This window comes from Rhizobium sp. CECT 9324 (genome assembly GCF_918741265.1).
In the GTDB taxonomy this organism is placed as follows: Bacteria; Pseudomonadota; Alphaproteobacteria; order Rhizobiales; family Rhizobiaceae; genus Allorhizobium.
This window is the reverse complement of the sequence record NZ_CAKKMZ010000002.1, coordinates 645,651-666,160: the sequence shown is the minus strand read 5'-3', so window position 1 is coordinate 666,160 and position 20,510 is coordinate 645,651. Positions and strand designations below refer to the sequence as shown.

Below are 20,510 nucleotides of genomic sequence, written 5' to 3'. Positions count from 1 at the left end.
TGTGCCAGCGTGCAGGTTGACATGGATCACGCGAAAAATACTTGAACAAACGGTATGTTTGCTTGATCGTTGGGCCAAAATAATAGAGACGGCAACTCTCATCATACCTAGTTCGGTGCATCGATGCGATCACTTTCCTCTCACAACCGAATATGGAAGTCACTCGCACCTTGTTTGCCGCCGAGTATTTACGTTTGGTTCCATTCGGAATGCCAATCAACAAAAAGATCCCGCCTGGATTGCGACGACATCAGCCGATGAAGGTTTGACAATGGGCAATGAAAGGCGCCGGGACTGGCAGCCGCTCGTCACTGCGTTGCGAAATCGGTCAAATGTTACCCTCGTAATTCTTTCGAGCACCATTACAAATTCACTCGCGCCCGGCGCGCAAAACAAAGATGCACGCCTTGCGAAGTCCGATGCAGAGTTGACACGCGGAACGGAAGGAGATGCCTGTTCGGGTTCGGGGTAGGTGTTTACATTAGCAGTCGTTTGTTGATCAGCTGAGAAATATTGCTGTGCAAGGGTATCCAAAGGCACCCTGTACAATGAAAGTTTCAGAGGAAAGAATTACAGAAAGCGATTTGCGGCAGAGGGTCTGAACCGATTGGATTCTCAGATAGGGTGAGTGAGACATGGGGGTAGAACCCATCGGAATTTTGACCTTGCTGATAGGCCTAATCTGCATGTGGCGAGGGAGCGGGGCAACGGTTATTGCCTTCTCGATACTTCCAGTTTTGGGGGGAGCCGCCGCTGTGATGTTCGGCTCGACGGGTATCCAGCCGGGGCATCTCTTTATAGCGTTCCTTGCATTCTCGATATTATGGGGTCGCGGGGAGCCATCATCCACGATAGATATCGCCCTCCGCTCTTCCCCAGTAATGTGGCTAGGTTTGCTGGTGGCTTACGGCATACTGTCAGGTTACTTTTCACCACGTATGCTATCAAACGCGATCGAAATCGTACCGATCGGAGCTCAAGCAACTCCGAACAGCGACGGAACCGTCCCTCTCGGGCCAGTCGGTGGCAATTTCACCCAAGCGATTTATCTCATTGCCGATCTGATCACATTTTCCTTGATATTGTCGATTGCATCGACCCCCAATGGATTTCGCAACGTAACAATAGGACTGATGGGATTTGCTGCCGCAAACCTCTCCTTCGGGATCGCGGATATGGTCAGCCCAGGCACACCGCTGGTCACCATGTTTACTTATATTCGCAATGCGCAGTACGCTTTTCATGCCGACGAAATCGTGTCGGGAATGCGGAGGATAATCGGGTCATGGCCCGAAGCTGCTTCTTTTGCTGGAATAAGCCTAGGTGTCGTGGGGTTCTGTGGCACCTTGTGGATATGCGGGCGCCACAGCGCGACAAACGGAATTCTGTTCCTGTTGTCCTGCCTAATGATCGTTCGTTCGACTTCGTCAGGGGGGCTGGCGGGACTTCCAGTTTGTCTAGGAATATTGTACGTGACCAGTGTATTCCGCGCTGGCGGCATGTCTGGAACACGCGCCAGCGTAATTGTCCTTCTAGGCTTCCCGCTCGTCACTTTAATGGTTGCTTTTTTCCTGATATTGAATCAGGGCTTTTATGATTTAGTCTACGACTATATCGAGGTGACTATTCTCAGCAAACCCACCTCACCGTCAGCGATAGAGCGCGGCACCTGGAACGCGTATGGTCTGTCGAATTTCTTCGACTCCTATGGATTTGGTGTAGGTCTTGGCACCTCAAGGACGTCGTCTTTCGCCGTCGCGCTGTTGTCAAACGTTGGGGTGCCTGGAACTATATTCTTTTTAATGTTTCTGTTCACGTCAGTCCTTCGTCCGAGGGGCATTCCGAGGAGCTACCCGGCCGACGTCGGCCTAGCGGCCAGAAACGGCTGCCTATGCCTTATTGTCGGCGCCCTAATATCGGGAACGACGCTAGATCTGGGTTTGTATTTCTTCATAATGGCCGGATTAAAGAGTGCGATACCCACCAATCCAAGCAATTTTGGTTTGATCGAAGCAAGAGAGCTGATTAGAAAGCAAGAGGCTTAAACGGCTGCAACCATTATTGAGTGCAGACGGTGGTGTTCTTTACAGATTGGACTTCAGTCCTGCCAATTAATTTGTCCGACTGCGGACTGCCGAATATTTCTTAATGTGAGCGTTGTATTTTAGAGCCCACGATTTTCCTCAGCACGTTCAGCGCTATCGCTTCCCAACCATCCGGACAGCCTAAAATTCTCCACAGTGCTAGATTCGTCACCATGAATATAGCAAGCGAAAGGCTACACACCCAGGAGAGATTCAGGAATATGTACAGTTCACTGTCATGGGGACCGAAGAGCTTCGACGCCACCTCTAGGAAGCCTGCCATAGAAGCCAAGGCTACGGAGGGCCGGAGGAGACTAAGCAATTGAGTCAGTATGCCGAGGCGTGTCAGCCTTCTGACCAGAAGTAACGTCGTGAAGAGAACTAAGGCCGATGAAATCGCATGTCCGATCAACATTCCCTGCAATTTCATTGCCATAGTCAAAACGATGATCAGGGGAATTTTTATGCAAAACTCAATTGCGAACTTTACGAAAGCCAAGTTCGCTCGATTGAGTGCTACCGCAAGTGCAGGCAGGAGGACCGTTGGCAAATAGCCGAAAGCGGCGGCTAGGGCTAACCAAGTTAGTATGGGGCTGACCCCTTCCCACTTTGAGCCCAGGACAAGGTGAATGATGGGCTGAGACAGCATCGCCATCATAAGAAGAATTGAGCCCACAAAAGAATATACAGCGGTCGAAGCCTTTAGATAAACCCTACCAATATCGCCATTGTGACGAACCGCGATGAAAGCCGAGAATACCGGTGGTGTTATTGGTTGAATAATTGCCTGAATTGGGATGGCGACGAGAGCATCCGCTGTGGTAAAGCGACCAAAGGTAGCAATATCTACAAACCGTGGCAGGACAATTTTATCAGTTTGCCAGTTGATAGCAGACAAGGTCTGCCCCCCCGCAATCCACCCGACCATATCGGCAAATAAATGCCATTCGGAGAGGCTAAAACGAATGCGTTGCGGAGCAAGAATATACGATGCGATCATTATGATTGCAGAAGTTGAAATTGTGGCAAATGCAATCGCCCAATAGCTTCCGGTTGTTACAGCCAACACAACTGCAATGGCGAGGGAACCCGCCTTTCCTAGAACATCAAGAGCAACATTCCGGCGGAAATCCATTGCGCGCGTATATTCAACCAACCGCTGACTGATAAGACCGCGCATGGCGGGAGCAAAAGATAGTGCGCACTGGAGCGCGATCAACCGCGGTTCGTTATACAAAAGTGACAGTGGCCACGATAGCGCGCACAGAACCAAGACAACCAAAAAAGCGCGCAGGAGTGCAATTGAAAAGGCGGTATCATACATCGCGTCAGTCGGCGTTTGCTGATTTAGAAGCGCCGCTGACAAAGGCATCTCGGAGACGGCCTCAACGATTAAAACAGCCGTCATTGCCATGGCAACGACGCCGAACTCTCCTGGGCCGAGAAAACGAGCCAGCGTGAGAAGGGAGATGAAGTCCAAACACTTAGTAAACAGCTTCCCCCCAACGGTCCATAGCCCGGCCTTTGCAGTCCTCTCTGATAATGACGGTACGTGGTTACTACTCACAAGAGGATACCTCAGGTGCCAGAAAGGTGGTTGCTGTCCGCTAGGAATTTCGGTCGATCAGCAAGACATTTCGAAATCCGTTGTCTGCATGATGGCCTTGGTGACCAAAAGATGCCCGATGTAACTGCAGATGGCGGCGTCGATGAACCCCAACGTTGCCACCATTCTTTGCAGCGCCGCTGCCAGTTGGCGATCGAGGATTTCAAGCATCTCTTACGTCTTCAGAACGGATTTGTTGGAAAACGTTTGCACTAGCTCTCAATCGGGTGTCGGAAGAAACAAGCGCTATGTTCTGCCTGATCTTTTTCAGCTTTTGCGATATCCTGTGCAAATAGGTAGCAGCAACTTCTATCGCGTCGAGCTGAGCTGGAGGGTATATGGGGATGGAGCTCGCAGAAAAACGTTCGATAACAGGAAAGGGGAATAGGGAATAAATTGGCAATCCAGTCTTCCAAAACTGATCCATAGCAAGGTCAATTGGAGAGTTAATCGTCTTCAGCGATGATATCATCCTTGCCGCCCCTTCTTTTGATAGCAAGTAGGCCTGCGTGCCACTAGGACTAGATTTGTACCGCAAGATTGATCTATCATACCATGCAGTGATCCGAACTGCGGGAGCATTATACATGCCGAACAACCGCATGTAGTGAATGTCGCTTTTCGCCATGTAGTCAATTAGCCGGTCTACCGGCAGAGCAACGTCGAATATGACGTCATCCTCGAATACCAACAAGTAATCGTGGGCGCTATGATCGAGAAAGGTCTTAATGGCAAAATAGTGGCTAGACCACACACCTTGTTGGGGCGGGGAAAGGGTGCGACCAAAGGTCTTCAAAATCTCAGTTGAACTATATGAGATTTCGGCTGTGTCCAGCGAAGTATGCGCAGTGAAAATGGACCAGTCAAAAGATGATCGATCAAATATCTGGCGTATCATTTCTCGGCGATGAGTAGCGCTTTCCATGTTTATGATCTTAACTTCTAGATTGTTGATCATGTTCAACCCTCCGACATATGGTTTCAAACATTGATGAAATCTTGGCATTGGAGAGATCGAAATCATACGCTGCGTTGCGATTGTGAATAACATCTCAGAGAATGAAGAGTTCTCGAATGATTGGTGGTGCTAAAGACGAGCATATTGACGGCGCACCTCCCTCGCGATCGTAATCCGATATTCGATGTTCTTGGCAGGTTCGGCAGCAGTTGGACCGAAATGCTGCCACGACATAAGCGGTGATTTGGCGCAAGTGTGCATGGACCCAATTCTCTCTACTGAGCCGGCTCCGGCGGTTACCGAAAAACTTGAGGCCCGTCGCCCCTCGTGCAGTACCTGCAGCACAATCGCCAGCATATCCGCGCCGACAGCCCGCTCAACGCACCACGCTTGTCCCGACACAGCTCCCACTAACTTGGAGGACTGGTTCGCATTCGCATTCAAGGTCGGCGATAAAAAGTGGACGAAAACAACAAAAGCCAGCACCCTCGCGATGACATGGGGAACTGCACCGAGCGTGATTGACCAGCACAACATGGCCGGCATTTCTACTGGGTCTGGCAGATTGTTAAGCATCCCTATGCTCCCTGCCCGCCCGCACCGTAGTCTTGAGAGTTCCGAAGGCGGCAATGTTGTCAGGAGCCAACTCCCCACGTGCAGCATCTATCAATGCGCGAATATTTCCTTTCATCTTCCCCTTTTCGCGACCATTGTGCGCTGGCGTGAGCTCACGTCGAAGGTTACTGATTACGTTGCGCAAAACGCAAATTGCGACCTGGCGACGCGTCATAGTACCTTTTTTGAAAAGGTGAATGGGATTCGCGATCTGGGAGTAGCCTAGACATTCGCCATTTGTCCAATCAGTCTTTATACCCAAGTGAAGCCCTGCGGATCCAGACGACTTAACAAGTCGATGACCACGCAAGGCCAACTGTTCCCCAAAGTCATAGGCCTCAAGCCAGCTTTGAAGGACCAATCGTTCGTCAAAACAAAGATCGCCAATCGCTCCGACGCGGAATGCCATACTACTGCGGTGAGGACTGCAGGGCTCTGTCCATCTTTCTCGTGCACCGATCGACTTGAGGTCTTTCAAGGCATTCTGAAATCCAACCCCCACACCGTCGAACCTATAGTCGACAACGTCTCCGGTAAGGCTGGCGACGTTGCATTCGTCCCGGAAGATCTGTGCAGCATTGGAGATCCATTCCCCATCTGCAAAGAAATCGTCATCGAAAAAGGCGACTATCTCTGTCCCATCTTTGAGACTGGTAAGTGCCGTATTGCGCTGCGCCGACGAACCGATTGGCCCCAGGACAACTCTTACGCCATCGAGCGCAACCAAATCTCCGGCGTCCTCAGGTACTACACATGAAATGATAACCGAGGATGGGCGCAGGGTTTGCGTTGCGACGAAGTGTCGAACTGTCGTCGACACAACATCTGGCCTCCCATGAGTGACGAAGACAGCCTCAACATCTGGCTGAGGAGGTGGTTTGGGGGCGGATTTAATGGGTATGCGGCTCGGGTTATCCAGTATTTCAAGATATCCCTCAGCGGTACTTTTCCACGAAAAATGCCGGCACTGCTCGCGCCCGTAGCCTATGAGATCGTCGCGCAATCCGCTCGACTGCGTCAGCGCCCGGATATGATGGATCCATTGCTGGGGATCAAAGGGGGAAGCCAACAAAGCCGCATCACCGCAAACTTCTGGCATACTTGCACAATCGGAGGAAACTACTGGGCAACCACGTGCCATTGCTTCGACAATTGGCAGCCCGAACCCCTCGGTAAATGACGGAAACGCAAGACATAGCGCATTGTCCAAAAGATAAGCAAGATCGTCATCCGATACTCTCCCGCAGAAATAGACGTTTCGCCGATCCGTAAGAAGTTCCTGTCTGTAAATATCACCTCCGCCGCCAGCGATGACGATGTTGACGCCCATCTCCTCTAGACTAGTCGCAATCTCCAAAAGCAGAGCCATATTCTTGTGCATCGCTCTGGAGCCTATAGCCAGTAAGTATGGCGGAGCAAATGCCTGAACGGGCAACTCGCTCGGCAGAGAAGCGAGTTTTGGGTCCCAGCTTAGCGCATGCTCATGTCCGTTTGGCAAAATCGCTATATTCGCCAGTGATATCGGCAAGTATCGGGCAAGTTGACGGGCGGCGGCGTGGGAAACCGTGGTTATCTTTAGCGCCCCGCGAACCATCATCGGCTGGAGGCTGCGATACGCCGCGCGAAACGCGAGACTGTAACTGTCTGGCGCCGAAAATACGTTTGCGTCATGGATACAAATGATCTGGTCCCTCTTAACGACGGGAGCGAAATTGCAAAGATTGAGCAGCATCTTTCCCTTCGCTGCACGGGGCAAATCTATCTGCTCCCAGATGTGCCCATGGAACGCACCTGTGGTAACCGTAGTCAAGCTTTGAAAGCCCGGGTCGAAAACCGATTTCGGAGTCATCACAACCGAGCCAAACACGCCATCCAGTCGGTCAATCGCGCTTACGACATTACGGGCATACCGTTGAACACCGGTCATTCTTTGTGTTAGGTAGCGCCCGTTCACCACAAAAGAAGCGGTCATATTATAAACCTGCTTCCTGTACCGATGAGCTTGTATTCAACGCTGTCACGCACCACTCCTCTCCGACGGAGCCCGCGTCCGATTTCTCTCAAGGCTTTGAAATTTGGGACGCAGACGTCGGCTGACCGAAGACATTTCCTAATTGATACACAATATTCAACAGTCTAGAGGTTTCATAGCTGGAGTTTTTGTTGTGCTTTACTCATAAAGGAGTACCTGTGAAGCAGACAGCAGCCGCTCAAGAGCGATGGCCGCTACCTTGCTGGACGGTCAATGCGTGACAAGGATCAGCAGTACAATGCCTATTTCCGAGTCCGCCTCGGCAGTTCCCAGCATGCAACGATAAGTGGATTTGGCACTACATAAGTTGGAGCCATCTGAGCTGACATCGTTTCAATCGAAAGTTCACTGAAGACTTAGTCAACGATACTTGGTTTGGTTTACTCAGCCTTCTTGAAGTCGATCTGCAGCTCTTGAACTTGGACACCAAATGCGATGTTGTTTTGCGTTGCCGGACACCAGCGGTTACGTTTTAAGCGCCGGGCAATATGAGTTTCCGGCGCTACTGCTAAACTAACCAAATATTGCTGTCCCCATACCGAATTAGGTTTAATGCACCAGCAATTGCAGCGTGCTAACTTCGTCGCGAGGCAATCTGCTCGGTTGCTTTGAAGACTCAGCCAGGTCTGGACGATTGGTGATCGGATAGTATTCCAATTATCAAAAAATCCCGCAGTAAACCGATCTCGGATTGACAACCTGCGGGCAGTGCCGGTGGTAGTTGCACTAGCAACTCTCATTCAAACCTTGAGGGAATGGGACAATGGTTCCTTTGATATGAATTTTAGTGCCGCAACCTGTAGTAGACTTGGCTGGGAACATTGTGTTCCGCGTGCCATGCCCTTACAATCGATAGTCAATACCTTTGGAAATGGAATTCCCATGATCAGCCCGAGTGTACCGGGTTTAAGCGTACAGCGGTCAAAACTCCGCGCCCTAAGCACCGCTTTCTGCGTTGCGATCCAAAACAAGGTGCTCGACGCGCACGGAACCGGCACACGAACTACAGTAATTGTAGCGACCAGTTGCGGATGGATTTCTTTGCTCCTCGGCATCTGCACTGCCGATGAGGCTTATCACCACTTCTTGCGGTGTCGTATTGCGGCCCTGCCTATTGGGATTGGGCGGTCAGGAAAGAATATTATTGAGGCCTACTTTCGTAAGATGAGGGTACCCATCGAAATCGCGGCGTCATCATGAAGGTACTAATATTTAACGTGAAGTACAGCGAGAATCTCGGAGATGGGCTTTTGGCCCAGTGCCTAGAAACTGCATTGTCAAACCAATGCGCTATGCAAGTGGAAACAGTTGATCTAGCGGGGCGCACCGCCTTCGGCACCACCCATCCGCGGCGGCAATTTGCTATCCGCGCGCTACGCAGGCTTCCTGCATTCGCTCGACGCCTAGCAGTCAAGGCAATGCTCGGTTCAAAATTGGACGACCTTGCGAAGGACTGGTCAATCAAAATTGAAAATGCCGATGCCATCGTCGTGGGCGGAGGAAACCTGTTTCAGGATGATGACCTCAACTTCCCGCTCAAAATTGGCAAACTGTTCGACTGTGTTCGCAAGAGTGGCAAGCCATTGGCAATCTACTCCGTTGGCGTTAGTAACAACTGGTCACCGGAAGCCCGTGAACTCTTTGGCAAGATCTGCCATATCCAATTGCTCCATGTTTCGGTTCGGGACAATCTTGCGCTCAAAAACTGGAGAAGACACTTTCCGTCGGGACCCTCACCACTTGTATTGGTTGATCCCGGACTTTTAGCGTACAATTCCGCGGATAGTTCGAGTGCCGTGCTGAAAAAAATTCCTCGATCTCTGGTCGGTATCTGTGTCACGGATCCTGTAATACTACAGCGGCATGCGGGCGGATCATCGACTGATATAGCGCTAAAGTCCGCACGAGAATACAGTGCGGTTATAAAGCATCTGATTGAAGAGGGATACCGCATCCGGCTCTTCTGCAATGGTGCCCGCGAAGATCAGGCTTTCGCCAAACGATTGCTGAGTGAAAAATTATTGCAGAATTATAAAGCCGAGAACTGGATCACTCTAGCGGTACGACCCCAAAGACCAGAAGACCTCGTCGATATTATTCAATCTGTATCTGTCGTGCTCGCACACCGGCTGCATGCCTGCATCGCCGCCTACGCCCTGGCAATCCCCCATGTCGGGCTGGGATGGGATCCCAAAGTAGAAAGTTTCTTTCAAATAGTAGGGCGCGATAGCTTTTTCGCAGGCGGGCTTGAGGCGACACCCGTGCGACTGGCATGCCTTGTGAAAAAGGCCGAAGATGACGGTATAGGCCATGCAAGCCGTTTGGCGATGGTAGCGGCGGCGGCGGCGGGCATCCAGACGCTTTACGAACACCTCTATCATCTGCCGCCAAGACACGATGGCACATAACAGGTTATTGCCTCCAGCATGCTGTTGAAAAAGCTCTGGGGCATTGCTCCGGCCCTACGTAAGCATCCGGCGAAGGCCGCAGGCTAGGCCGCCTAAGCATTCAGCGTCTCGGGTGTCCAGTTCCACGGCAGCGGTTGCTCCAGCTTGCTGATCGGCGTGTCCGCAATTTTGGCGATGACGTCTGCAAGCCAGGACTGCGGGTCGATGTCATTGAGCTTGGCGTTCATGATCAGTGTCGCCATGAACGCCGCACGTTCAGCACCACGATCCGATCCGGCAAAGAGCCATGACTTCCGTCCGAGCGCAATGCCCCGTTCATTCTGCCCATGTCGGCGATGATGTCGAGGTCCATTATCGGTGGCATCCGTATTTCGGCAAAAAGGTTTCCATACGCCGCGTTGAAGAACGAGCGACAGGTCGGTTTCTGAAGGTTTTAGGGCCGACAGGTGTCGTGGTCTCGATTTCGTGAACGCCGATCAACTGTCAGGCCATCTCCATTCCACTCGCAAACATCGTAGGCTGCGCTCCCGGCAGCCAGTGACTCAGATTGCCGCTACACCATAGGCCCGTTCATAGGGCTGCCCCTTGCGCAACACCGCCCAGGCGATACGCGCGAGCTTGTTTGCCAGGGCCACGATCACGACATTGCGGTGGACGCCTCGGGACAACATCGTCTGGAGCCATTGCCCGATTGGCGTGTCACTTTGACTGAGCGTGTGCATTGCCGCTCGAGCGCCGTCATCTACCCCAACAACGCTGCAGCTGTTCTTCCCGATGTCGATGCCCAAGATAGAAATCTGCATGACTCTGCTCCTTTCCCTTCAAGAAAAGGACATCATACTCGATGTCCTCGGAAGGGCGGGCCATCCCATAACCAACAAATTCGGTCACCGCGCGGGTTCTTAAACCGTCAAACAGAAATCTGATCCTGTCCGGTTTTTATGGGGCATACACCACGACACGTTTTTATTCAGAGCATACAGCACCAACCTCTCCGCTCGGAGCGGGACACCACCTGAGAGTGAAATTGTGAATGGATTGAACCGCGGTTGAAACACCTCCCGATTAACCAAGATGGGTAACCAAGATGACAGTTCACTACCGAAAGTGATTATGATGCCCAAGTATTTTGTGGTAAATATTCTGTTAGTCCTCGGGGGTCTTGGACAGGTGGGCTAATAAATGGGGCTAGGACATCATTTAGACAGCAGACCAGAACTCAGCTTCGACTATCAAAAAGGTAGCGCGAAGTTGACAGGCGCGGTGTTGCGCAATTACGCGGCAGGAACAATTATCTTCGATCCGGAATGCGAAGGCTCTCGCATTTTGTTCATAAACGGTGGTTGGGTTGTCTCTAGCAAGACCATGGCAAACGGAACGCGCATCGTCACCGATTTTTCTTTGCATGGCGATGTCCTGTCTTCGGCGTCGGCGTCGATCGCCCAGGAAACCGTCCAGGCTATCTCGAACGTAAAATGTTATGAATTTGTCGGCCATTTGTCAGCCAAGGCAGGTGAGACTCCATCTCAGTTGCCCCTAATCATGACGATCGAGATGATGAAGCGCCACGCCCGCATCGTCGAGCGCCTCGCCAGCATCGGACGCCGGGATGCCTTCGGTAGGACGGGCCATTTGCTTCTAGAACTGGCGGTTCGCGCAGGTGCGGCGTCTAGGCCCGATTTAGACGGGTTTGAATGTCCGTTGAAACAATCGGAAATTGGCGATGCGCTTGGGCTGTCGACGGTGCATGTCAATCGCGTTCTCAAGGAAATGAGACTGGCTGGACTTGTTTCCTTTCGCAACGGGATTGTTGAATTTCTCAATCGTCGTAAGCTCATAGAGCTCGTAGAGTTCGACTCCAGCTATCTGGTGGGTCACTCCTCTGAAAATGTTCCATACGCCGTATAATGGAACAATACAAACAAGAACAGAGCAGTACGAAAGCCCAACTTAAAATCCTAAATGGTTGATTTAACCAAGGCCTTCACAATATTGCGGCCTTTTTTGGTCAAAGTACGACTTTTGGCGTACCAACTTAACTTGGGTTAATGCAGCCTTAACAGATGTGTGAAAAAATCACCCATACAAAATGATAGTGATCATGCCTCCCTGAGGGCTGCGCGAACCCGGGAACGAAGAAGACTTTTACAGCCGAACGCAAATCTGAACAAATTGAGGGGTTTAAAATGAGTGCATATGCGTCGACCTCGCACAATATCGAAACGGTATCGAAGGCCGATATTGATTACTTCAGTTCACTCGCAACAAGCCAGATAGGTGATGCGAGATGCGATGAATACGTTCTTATTCTTGACAGCCGAGTGCTGGATCGCGAGTGCCTTTCCCGCAGTCTCGCGACTTACGATCCTGGAATGCGGATTGTAACCGCTGGGTCAGTTGATGACTGGCGCAAGCGGCAGATGGCGATTGATCCTGCCGCTGTCCTTCTTGTAGTTGCCGGAGGAAAACCGAACGAACCCAGCGTAGGCGATAAAATCGAACACGCAGCGTCCGCATTCAAGCTCAGCCCGGTCATCGTCATTGCAGAATCCGATGACCTCGGCGACATAGTTAAAGCGATTGATTGCGGAGCCCGCGGTTATATTCCGACGAGCGTCAATATCAGCATCGCTGCCGAAGCCATTTCACTGGCGCGCGCTGGTGGCGTGTTTATTCCCGCCAGTAGCCTTCTTGCCAATCGTGAAGCACTAAACTCGATGGTGAAGGGATCAAGTTATCTAGACGAGGGCTTCACGCCTCGTGAAATCGAAGTTGCCGAGGCCCTGCGTCGGGGGAAAGCCAATAAGATCATTGCCTTCGAGATGAACCTCTGCGAGAGCACCGTGAAGGTGCACATTCGAAATATTATGAAAAAGCTGAATGTAACCAATCGCACCCAGGTGGCCTTCAAGCTAAGATAACTGAATAGGCTTACGGGAGACGGGGCTAGCTTCGAACTGCTGGGATAAAGCAGAACGCCCTTTTGACGGTTTATCGGACAAGAGTTTGAACTTTCTTTGTTACTCACGTTGCCGACGCGACAAACCTTTTTTGTCGTTCTCCATTTGCAATAATCGTCGCGGCGTTATCGCAGACGCGTCAGCGCACCATCTGTGCCATAGCCGCTTCTGAGGCACTGGATCAGCCTACAACAATTTGGGCGGATTCGACCGGTCACATCAATCATGATAGGACGAAACACCTAAGAATCATGCCCAAGAAAGGCGAGAGAAAGAGCCGATGACGAGTTCTGGCACTCGACGCCACCGATTGGCAATGCAGTATTCACCATCCATATGACCGAATGTGCTCTAGGCTCCGTCTTAATCAAAATCACGCCGTAACAATACCAGCGATGTAGCATGTGGCCGCGAAATTGAGCATCGCGCACGGCCGCGTTCAGCGCTTGGCCCAGCCGCGCGTGATCTCGTTCTTTTGCCCGATCCGGGCCTCGTCTTGGAACCAAATCTCTATTCACTTTCCTCTGGCCGCTCCGGCGGCAATCTCTGCCACTGCGGCGGGGAAACTTTTTTAATATCTTCAAATAGCCTGAGAGCCTTGCGCGTGATGTTTGTGCCGGGTAGCAGGCTTGCGATAGCCCATGGCCCGCACTGCGCGGCCCAACGTTTGCTCGCTCACAGGAAGGCGAAACTCTTCTCAAAACCCCTGAGACAGATCGCATAAACGCCAGCGAGCGACGCTATCGAGATTGGGTGTCGGTCAACGCTCGATGGCCTGCGCCAAAGCCGCCCTCGGCTGACTCTTCAACCGTAACGGCTGACCAGGAGCCTTGCCGTCAAAAGCCCTTAGGGACAGAGTTCGTTGAAGCGCAGTCAGAACGATCTGGAGCGTGACATTGCCGAGCCGGCGGTATCGGAACGCGTGCCGCCGTCATAGATCGACGCCAGCGCCAACAAGTGCCGTGCCTGCGCCCCGTCTTTTGTCTGCCGCTCGAGCCGCCGCAGATCTTCTCCGTCAAAATCCTTACGAAATGAAATTCCTGATCGCATCCCGGTCCTCGGGCTTGCATCAGAGATTCAGAAGCACCGAATTTTGGGAAGGCTAAAGAGTCGAGTTCACCAAGACGCCGTATAAGCCGTGTCTGCGGCACAGGGTCGGCTGGGAGGCCGAGGCGCAAGCATCAGAATAGCAGCGGGCGCGCCGCCGTTCTGTCCAGGTGATGTTCGCAACGCGACTGGGCGGCAACCATCGATCAAAGCGTGTCGTTTTGCGGCCTGGCGAGCGGCCGTTTGGGTCTGCATCCGCCCTCCCTTTTAGCCGCAGGCTGATCAGTGTACTTGTGCGGCAATGCACTCGATCACGTGGATGCCTCGAGCAGCCATTTGCGTCGGGGCCTAGAAAACTCGCCATGTGCCATTGGCAGACCGGGGATGAAATCGCTTTTAAACGGCTATTGACGACCCGTAGCAGACCGGACAATCTTGCCTCGGAGCCCACAGATCGCAAAACATGGATGATCGCACTGATGGCATGGCGATTGTGGGTACGATGCGCGCCGGGTTGGTTGGTTGGTCGGGGAAGCAGAGGAGCAATCTCCGCCCTTCGCCGATCATCAAGCCAGAATCCTCCTGCCGAGATCAAAACTCTCGCTGCTACAAATCGCCAATCGTGCAGAACATACTTGATCAATAGCTTAATTGGTTTGACCACTAGTGCAGCGGCACATGTCCTGCATCGTCTAGGAGGGCTGCCAGTGATGTGCCGAGAACAGTCGGTTCAACATGTGTACTGCGCTTGGCGAGCTCATTGTCGATTATTTTCTTCATACCTGCCCTAAAATTCGCGACGCTGAACTGCGAAGCGTGCATCTGTATGGCTTCCGGCTGGAACCGATGTTCCATGGCTTCGAAAATCTCGACCGCATCGATTAACGATTCAACCGACTGCTCCTTGAACAGGACACCTGTATAACCAGGCACCACGGTATCCATTGCGCCGCCTCGCCCATAGGCAATCACCGGTCTGCCGCTTGCCATCGCTTCGACCGGTACGATACCGAAGTCTTCTTCACCCGGAAAGATAAGGGCACGACAACGGGCGAGATGCGACTTGAGATCCGAGAAGGAGGCCTGCCCGACAAAGCGGATAGTGGGGCCGGCATCACGCTTCAACGCATCGATATCGCGAGCATCGCCACCGCCTAGAACCACAAGTTTGCGGTTCATCTTCGTAAAAGCGCGCACAGCAAGATCGATCCGCTTGTAGGGAACGATCTGCCCAGCGCAGAGGTAAAAATCATCCAGGTCTACACTTGGTGCAAAATCATCGACGGTGACGGGTGGATAAACAACAACGGAGGAACGACGGTAGTATTTACCGATGCGGTTTGCGACATGATGTGAATTGGCAACGAAACGATCAACCCGAAGGCTGGAATTTGCGTCCCACGTTCGTAGGATCGGCGCTAGCAGCGGCATCATGATTCGCGCGGCAAGGCCGGCATTCCCACGATAAAAATGATAGTGATCCCACAGATAGCGCATCGGCGAATGGCAATAACACACGTGCACGGCGTGAGGCGGAGGAATTATGCCTTTGGCCGGCCCGGATTCGCTCGAGATGATCAGGTCGTATTCCCGCAGATCAAAGCTCTCGAGCGCAAAGGGCATCAATGGCAGAAGCGATTGATAGTATTTTGTTGCACCCGGTAGGCGCTGTAGAAATGAGGTGACGATGCGATGGCGCTTTATTTTCTCGGACAGCTTTTCGCGATCGCATACCAAGGTGAATATGTCCGCGTCCGGGTACATATCACACAAGGCCTCGATCACCTTTTCGCCTCCACGCATTGACACCAGCCAATAGTGAATAATGGCCACTCGCATGGGCTTTTCCTCTCTCGAAACTAGCCACGACGCTACGCGCTTGCCATGTCGTCCGCCCAGAACCCTCTTAGGCCTGCCTACCTGGTCAAAGGGACGGATTTTTAGGCCGAAAATGACAATCTACAGCCAAACGAAGGACGCAGGGCCCAGTTGAGGGAGCTGAGTTCATCCAATCGGCTTGTAGGATTAGTTTTCCTTAGCAATAGGGACTAGTCGTGAGCCGATTCAGGAGAGTTTACTCCGCGCGCTTCAACGCGATGATGGAGTGACACACGTTTCCACAAGGGTCAGCATCAACTGGCTAAATACAAGCCTGCTTCATGAGGTCAAGGCCATGCCACACCAGCACCAACGCCCATGCAGTGCAACTTCATCGCAACGATCGGGCGGCCTATACCGATCCACGCTGTTGCGCTACGCACTCGCGTTTGTACTGCTTTTGCCCACCACCGCCGTCGCAGAAGAACCGTTGCGGCCTCAGACCCGGATCAAGCTCACAATCGTTGAATGGGTCGCCTCCACAGGCGAATATAAGGAATGGACGGCACTCAACGGTGAATATGCTGTGTCGTCCGGGGGGACAATCGCAGTACCGCTTCTGGGTGAGTTTCCGGTCGGAGACGACACGCCAAGCACCGTGGCGCTCAAAATCGGCCAGCTTTTGAAGAACAAGACAGGGCTCTCTGCTCCACCCGTGGCCACGGTCGAGATAGTTCGTTATCCAATGTTTTATGTTTCGGGCGTTGTCGCCAAACCGGGTGAGCAAGAATACCGCCCAGGCCTAACAATCACTCAAGCAGTTGCTATGGCCGGCGGGCGCGAGCGCCGCGCCAATCCGAACGGCTCGTGGGAACTAGAACAGGTGAGATATGCTGGTGAACTGAACAGATTCGATCTGGCGCTGAAGCAGTTGATGGCAAAACGTGCCAGACTTGAAGCCGAGCTCAAAGACAGCCCAAGAGTCGAGTTCCCAGATGAACTCGTCAACACGGCAGACAGCAGCGCGAGCAAACTTACTATCGACAGCGAAAGCGCCTTGTTCGTCGCGAGGGCGGAAGCGTTGAAACGCCAGCTCGCCTCACTAACGGAGTTGCAAGTTCTCCTGCAAAATGAAATCAGCGTGCTCGATGAGAAGACAGCAGTGCAGGATCGCCAGATCAAAATTGCCCAAGACGAACTCAAAAGCATCGCTTCGCTCGTCGATTCCGGGACATTGGCCAAATCGCGGGAGACCGCCCTCGAACGGGTTGTCGCTGACCTAAGCAGTGACAAGCTTGATTTGGTGATTGCTGCGATGCGCGCAAAACAGAAGTTGAGCGAGACGCAAAGGGACGCGATCACCTTACGGGGGCAACGGCGGACCGAAGCCGGCCGCGATCTGCAAGAGGTACTGGCGGAACTCGAAGATACCAAGCTGAAGCGCAAAACCACGATAGATCTGCTCCAGGCGACTGGCGCCTCGGTATCACGCGACGCAGCGCTGGAGGCCGGAGATCTTCAACCATTGGAATATTGGGTCACCCGCGTTGACGGCTCGGGAGTCGCGCAAAAGCTACCTCCAACAGCCGACCTTGAACCGGGCGACGTACTTGACGTTCGCTACGACATCTCATCAAGCATGACAGTGGCGCATCAAACGGCCCCCACGACGGGACCATCACAGTAGCTATGAACCCATCAGCTGACGAAAAACAGGGAGAAACCCATGGGGCTCCATGAGTTCGCGACGATCGAGACCTACCCACCGATCGAAGGACGCGGAGAAAAACGGGAGGAGTACACTTCTATCCGAGACGTTTTCAACTTCCTCGTGAAAAACATCCGCGTCATCGTGTTCGCCATGCTGGCTGGGCTCTGCCTTGGCATTCTGTACATCCTGAATACAACGTCCAGCTACGAAGCGACTACGCGTCTCGTGATCGACCCAGAACAGGGCCGCATCGTTTCCCAGGACGTGTCGACAGGAACTGTTATTATCGAAGCAGCGGAAATTGCCAGTCAGGTTGAAATCGTGAAATCGGAAGCAATTGCCGAGGACGTCATCCGAAACCTTAGTTTGATTGGGGATCCGGAAATCGTCGACGATCGTTCATGGAAGTCGACTTTGCGCGGCCTTTTAACGTCGGCGCTCGAGGTCGCTACCGGCTCCAGAGATGTAGATCAAGGACCACCCTCCGACGAGGAACGGATGAGACGGACCATGGACGGCTTTCTGTCACGTGTCTCCGTCCGGCGTGTCGGCCAATCCTACGTGCTGGAAATCGGCTACCGCTCCGGAGATGCAGAAAAAGCGGCTAGAACTGCCAATGCCTTGGCCGAGGCCTATATACGCAATGGCATGAATGATCGAGCCGCGGCGGCTAAGCAGGGCGCTCAATGGCTAGAGGGACAGTTGATCGATGTCGGCCGCAAAGCTCGTGAGGCAGCGCTTGCTGCGGAAGAATATCGCAATGACCATGACATCACAGCCATGTCAGATGCGACTTCGCTTGATCAGCAACAGCTGGCGGAAGTCAGCAGCCAGATGCTTGCAGCCAGAGCTGCCACGGCTGACGCCTCTGCCAAGCTGACGACTTTGAGTGAACTGATCGCGAAAAATTCCACTGATGCGAGCTTACCCGAAGTTGCCGACAATCCTCAAATTCAAAAGCTGCGTGACGACATTCGCCTCGCACAGACGCGCCTAGAAAGTCTCAAAGATCGCTATAGTATCGGCAATCCAGCGATTACCACCGCCGAAGCAGATATAGCGCGCATACAGGCAGCCATTGCCGTCGAACTTCGCCAAGTCGAAGGGCTTTATCGATCCAATCTGGAAATCGCGAAAACACGCGAAGCCCTAGCTGAACAGCAGTTTTCTGCCGCCAATAGTCAAGGTGCCGACAAGAACATAGCCCGCGTCGAACTTGCTGAAATCGAAAGTCGGGCCAACACTTATAGGCGTATCTACGAAAGCATCTTGCAGCAATTTGTAGGCACCTTCCAGACACAGTCTTTCCCGATAGGAAAAGCTCGTATTGTTGCTGCTGCCACTGAGCCTTTCAGCAGGAATTGGCCAAAGCCTGCCGTGATAGTACCGTTCTCCCTGGTCATTGGCCTCGCATTTGGATTACTCGTCGCCGTGTTGCGGAGTGCTTTAGACCGGAGAGCGGGAACGAGCGAGCGCCTACAGCGCGAACTTGGCATCACGTCCCTCGGACATGTGCCCGTTTACAAGCCCCAGCGGTCGGGTAAAGATCACGGGAGTGGACTTCCTGCATCGCTCTCCCCGTTGAGATCCATTTTGGACATGCCATATTGTCCATTCTCTGAGGCGCTCCGTGGCGTAAAGCATTCGCTGGATTCCATGGTTCAGACAAATGGCTCCATGGTCATCGGCATAACGTCAGTCGGCTCGGGTGAGGGTAAGACAACAATTGCCACTAACCTGGCGCAACTTTATCAGAACGAGGGACAGTCTGTACTGCTGGTGGATGCAGATTTTGTCGCAGCGCGTTTGACTCGGCTGGCCGTGAATGCAGCCTCCAAATTGGCCCTCAAGCCGATTCACCCGGCAGCACTTGGCGATCCCGTTGTTGGCCCTAATGGTTCGCGCCTGCGTTCCTCCCAATTTGGCCCGCCCCCCTATCTCGAACAGAACGAGGATGACGAAACAGCGGATACCGCCATTCCCGTGCCGCTTTTGACTGTCGAGCAGACAAGAAGGTCGGCCGCTACGCCCTACAGATATGGGCATCTATCTGCGCTAAAAGATGCCTTGGCAAAGCTTCGACGGCAATACAAAGTTATTATTGTCGATATGTCAGGTTTCGAAGATTCAGCCGATACCCGCGCAATATGTTCCTATGTGGACGGAATTATCCTCGTCATCGGCAACACCAAAAAGCTGACGATAGAGCGTCTTTCAGATGCTTTGAAGGCATTTGGACGTTCCCGCATTGCATTGCTGGGCGTGATTTCAAACCGAAGTGGCACCAAGCCACACCGAAACACCACGCTCTTTGGTGGGCTGTCCCAATGACAGTTGAAACGGCGCAAGCCCTGGCACGAGCGAATAACTCCATGCGCAGATCCGAAATGAAGATTATAGTCGGCATCCCGAGCGCCGGACGGCGTGATATCGTTGCGGCCGTCCTGCCCCATCTGTCACAGCAGATACGGCAACCCGATGAAATCATCATCTGCGTTCCGACGGCGGACGATGTCGATGCAACAGCTCTACCGCGCCTCCCCTGTCCCGTCAGGGTTCTGGTCTCGCAACGCGGCAGTTGCAGGCAGCGCAACGCAATCCTCGATGCAGCTCCCGACGCTGACATAGTTCTCTTTCTTGACGATGATTTTCTGCTGTCGCCCAACTACTTGTCTGAAATGGAGCATCTTTTCCTGAAAAACCCCGACGTCGACATTTCGACAGGCACTGTAATTGCTGACGGTATCACCGGGCCAGGCATTGCCGTCACCAAAGGGCTGGAATTGTTGCGCAGCACCCCAGAACCGAACGATGAGACACCAATCAGCACAACCTATAACGGTTATGGATGCAATCTGGCCGTCCGAATGTCAGCCGTGCATATCGGTGGCCTGCGCTTCGATGAGAACCTGCCTCTTTATGGCTGGCTCGAGGACGTCGATTTCAGCCGAGTTGCTGCGCGTTATGGGCGCGTGGTCACCTCTCCGAGATTGATCGGGGTGCACCTGGGTACCAAGGTGGGGCGGACATCGAGCCTACGGTTCGGCTACTCCCAGATCGCCAACCCCATCTACCTGATGCGCAAGGAGACAATGAGCCTGCGCCACGCCACTACCCAGATGGGACGGAACCTTCTTGCCAATCTGTTCAAAGTCTGGCGACCCGAGCCCTGGATTGATCGGAAAGGCAGGCTTAGCGGCAATCTCCTTGGGTTGCGTCATCTTGTTACCGGGCAGCTCGCACCTCGAAACATAGAGAACATGGACTAGTC

13 protein-coding genes and 2 pseudogenes are annotated in these 20,510 nt (G+C 52.8%); 7 read left to right on the top strand and 8 right to left on the bottom strand.

Annotated features, from left to right (window positions below; genetic code table 11):
- Window positions 1-635: 635 nt before the first annotated feature.
- Window positions 636-2,045, top strand: coding sequence for a hypothetical protein (locus LQ231_RS22940; RefSeq protein WP_230174203.1), 1,410 nt, complete (start codon window positions 636-638; stop codon window positions 2,043-2,045).
- Window positions 2,046-2,145: 100 nt separating this feature from the next.
- Here LQ231_RS22940 and LQ231_RS22935 read toward each other — a convergent pair whose 3' ends face one another.
- From LQ231_RS22935 to LQ231_RS22915, 5 genes are all read right to left on the bottom strand, one after another.
- Window positions 2,146-3,651, bottom strand: a complete 1,506-nt coding sequence (locus tag LQ231_RS22935; protein ID WP_290371384.1) for an oligosaccharide flippase family protein — start codon at window positions 3,649-3,651, stop codon at window positions 2,146-2,148.
- A 57-nt stretch (window positions 3,652-3,708) separates the two neighbouring features.
- Window positions 3,709-3,861: a hypothetical protein gene (locus LQ231_RS22930; protein ID WP_230174200.1), complete on the bottom strand. Its 153-nt coding sequence runs from the start codon at window positions 3,859-3,861 to the stop codon at window positions 3,709-3,711.
- Window positions 3,854-4,648: a glycosyltransferase family 25 protein gene (locus tag LQ231_RS22925; protein WP_230174199.1), complete on the bottom strand. Its 795-nt coding sequence runs from the start codon at window positions 4,646-4,648 to the stop codon at window positions 3,854-3,856. The genes LQ231_RS22930 and LQ231_RS22925 overlap by 8 nt, the downstream gene beginning before the upstream one ends.
- Before the next feature lie 129 nt (window positions 4,649-4,777).
- On the bottom strand, window positions 4,778-5,224 hold the full coding sequence (locus LQ231_RS22920) for a hypothetical protein (RefSeq protein WP_230174198.1): 447 nt from the start codon (window positions 5,222-5,224) through the stop codon (window positions 4,778-4,780).
- Complete coding sequence (locus tag LQ231_RS22915) at window positions 5,217-7,235, bottom strand: glycosyltransferase family 1 protein (RefSeq protein ID WP_230174197.1); 2,019 nt, start codon at window positions 7,233-7,235, stop codon at window positions 5,217-5,219. The genes LQ231_RS22920 and LQ231_RS22915 overlap by 8 nt, the downstream gene beginning before the upstream one ends.
- A gap of 1,256 nt (window positions 7,236-8,491) precedes the next feature.
- Between LQ231_RS22915 and LQ231_RS22910 the strand changes: the two genes are divergently transcribed.
- The gene (locus tag LQ231_RS22910; protein ID WP_230174196.1) at window positions 8,492-9,703 is read left to right on the top strand and encodes a polysaccharide pyruvyl transferase family protein; all 1,212 of its coding nucleotides are present in this window, start codon (window positions 8,492-8,494) and stop codon (window positions 9,701-9,703) included.
- Between the two features lie 92 nt (window positions 9,704-9,795).
- Here the strand turns inward: LQ231_RS22910 and LQ231_RS22905 are convergent.
- Window positions 9,796-10,017 (bottom strand): annotated as a pseudogene (locus tag LQ231_RS22905) (transposase domain-containing protein); the annotation flags it as partial.
- Window positions 10,018-10,245: 228 nt separating this feature from the next.
- Window positions 10,246-10,398 (bottom strand): annotated as a pseudogene (locus LQ231_RS22900) (IS110 family transposase); the annotation flags it as partial.
- A 487-nt stretch (window positions 10,399-10,885) separates the two neighbouring features.
- Between LQ231_RS22900 and LQ231_RS22895 the strand changes: the two are divergent.
- Both LQ231_RS22895 and LQ231_RS22890 read left to right on the top strand, forming a co-directional pair.
- Window positions 10,886-11,611 (top strand): Crp/Fnr family transcriptional regulator, encoded by a 726-nt coding sequence (locus LQ231_RS22895; protein ID WP_230174195.1) that lies wholly within the window; start codon window positions 10,886-10,888, stop codon window positions 11,609-11,611.
- Between the two features lie 278 nt (window positions 11,612-11,889).
- Complete coding sequence (locus tag LQ231_RS22890) at window positions 11,890-12,624, top strand: response regulator transcription factor (RefSeq protein WP_230174193.1); 735 nt, start codon at window positions 11,890-11,892, stop codon at window positions 12,622-12,624.
- A gap of 1,749 nt (window positions 12,625-14,373) precedes the next feature.
- Here the strand turns inward: LQ231_RS22890 and LQ231_RS22885 are convergent.
- A complete protein-coding gene (locus LQ231_RS22885) occupies window positions 14,374-15,549 on the bottom strand; it encodes a glycosyltransferase (protein WP_230174191.1) in 1,176 nt (391 codons plus the stop codon).
- A 409-nt stretch (window positions 15,550-15,958) separates the two neighbouring features.
- On the opposite strand from LQ231_RS22885, the gene LQ231_RS22880 reads away from it, so the two are divergent.
- Genes LQ231_RS22880 through LQ231_RS22870 form a run of 3 tightly spaced genes read left to right on the top strand, consistent with a single transcriptional unit; the run spans window position 15,959 to window position 20,508 of the window.
- Window positions 15,959-17,215 (top strand): SLBB domain-containing protein, encoded by a 1,257-nt coding sequence (locus LQ231_RS22880; RefSeq protein ID WP_230174189.1) that lies wholly within the window; start codon window positions 15,959-15,961, stop codon window positions 17,213-17,215.
- Window positions 17,216-17,254: 39 nt separating this feature from the next.
- Window positions 17,255-19,570, top strand: coding sequence for an exopolysaccharide transport family protein (locus tag LQ231_RS22875; RefSeq protein WP_230174187.1), 2,316 nt, complete (start codon window positions 17,255-17,257; stop codon window positions 19,568-19,570).
- Window positions 19,567-20,508, top strand: coding sequence for a glycosyltransferase (locus LQ231_RS22870; RefSeq protein WP_230174185.1), 942 nt, complete (start codon window positions 19,567-19,569; stop codon window positions 20,506-20,508). Before LQ231_RS22875 ends, LQ231_RS22870 begins: the two co-directional genes overlap by 4 nt.
- Window positions 20,509-20,510: the final 2 nt, after the last annotated feature.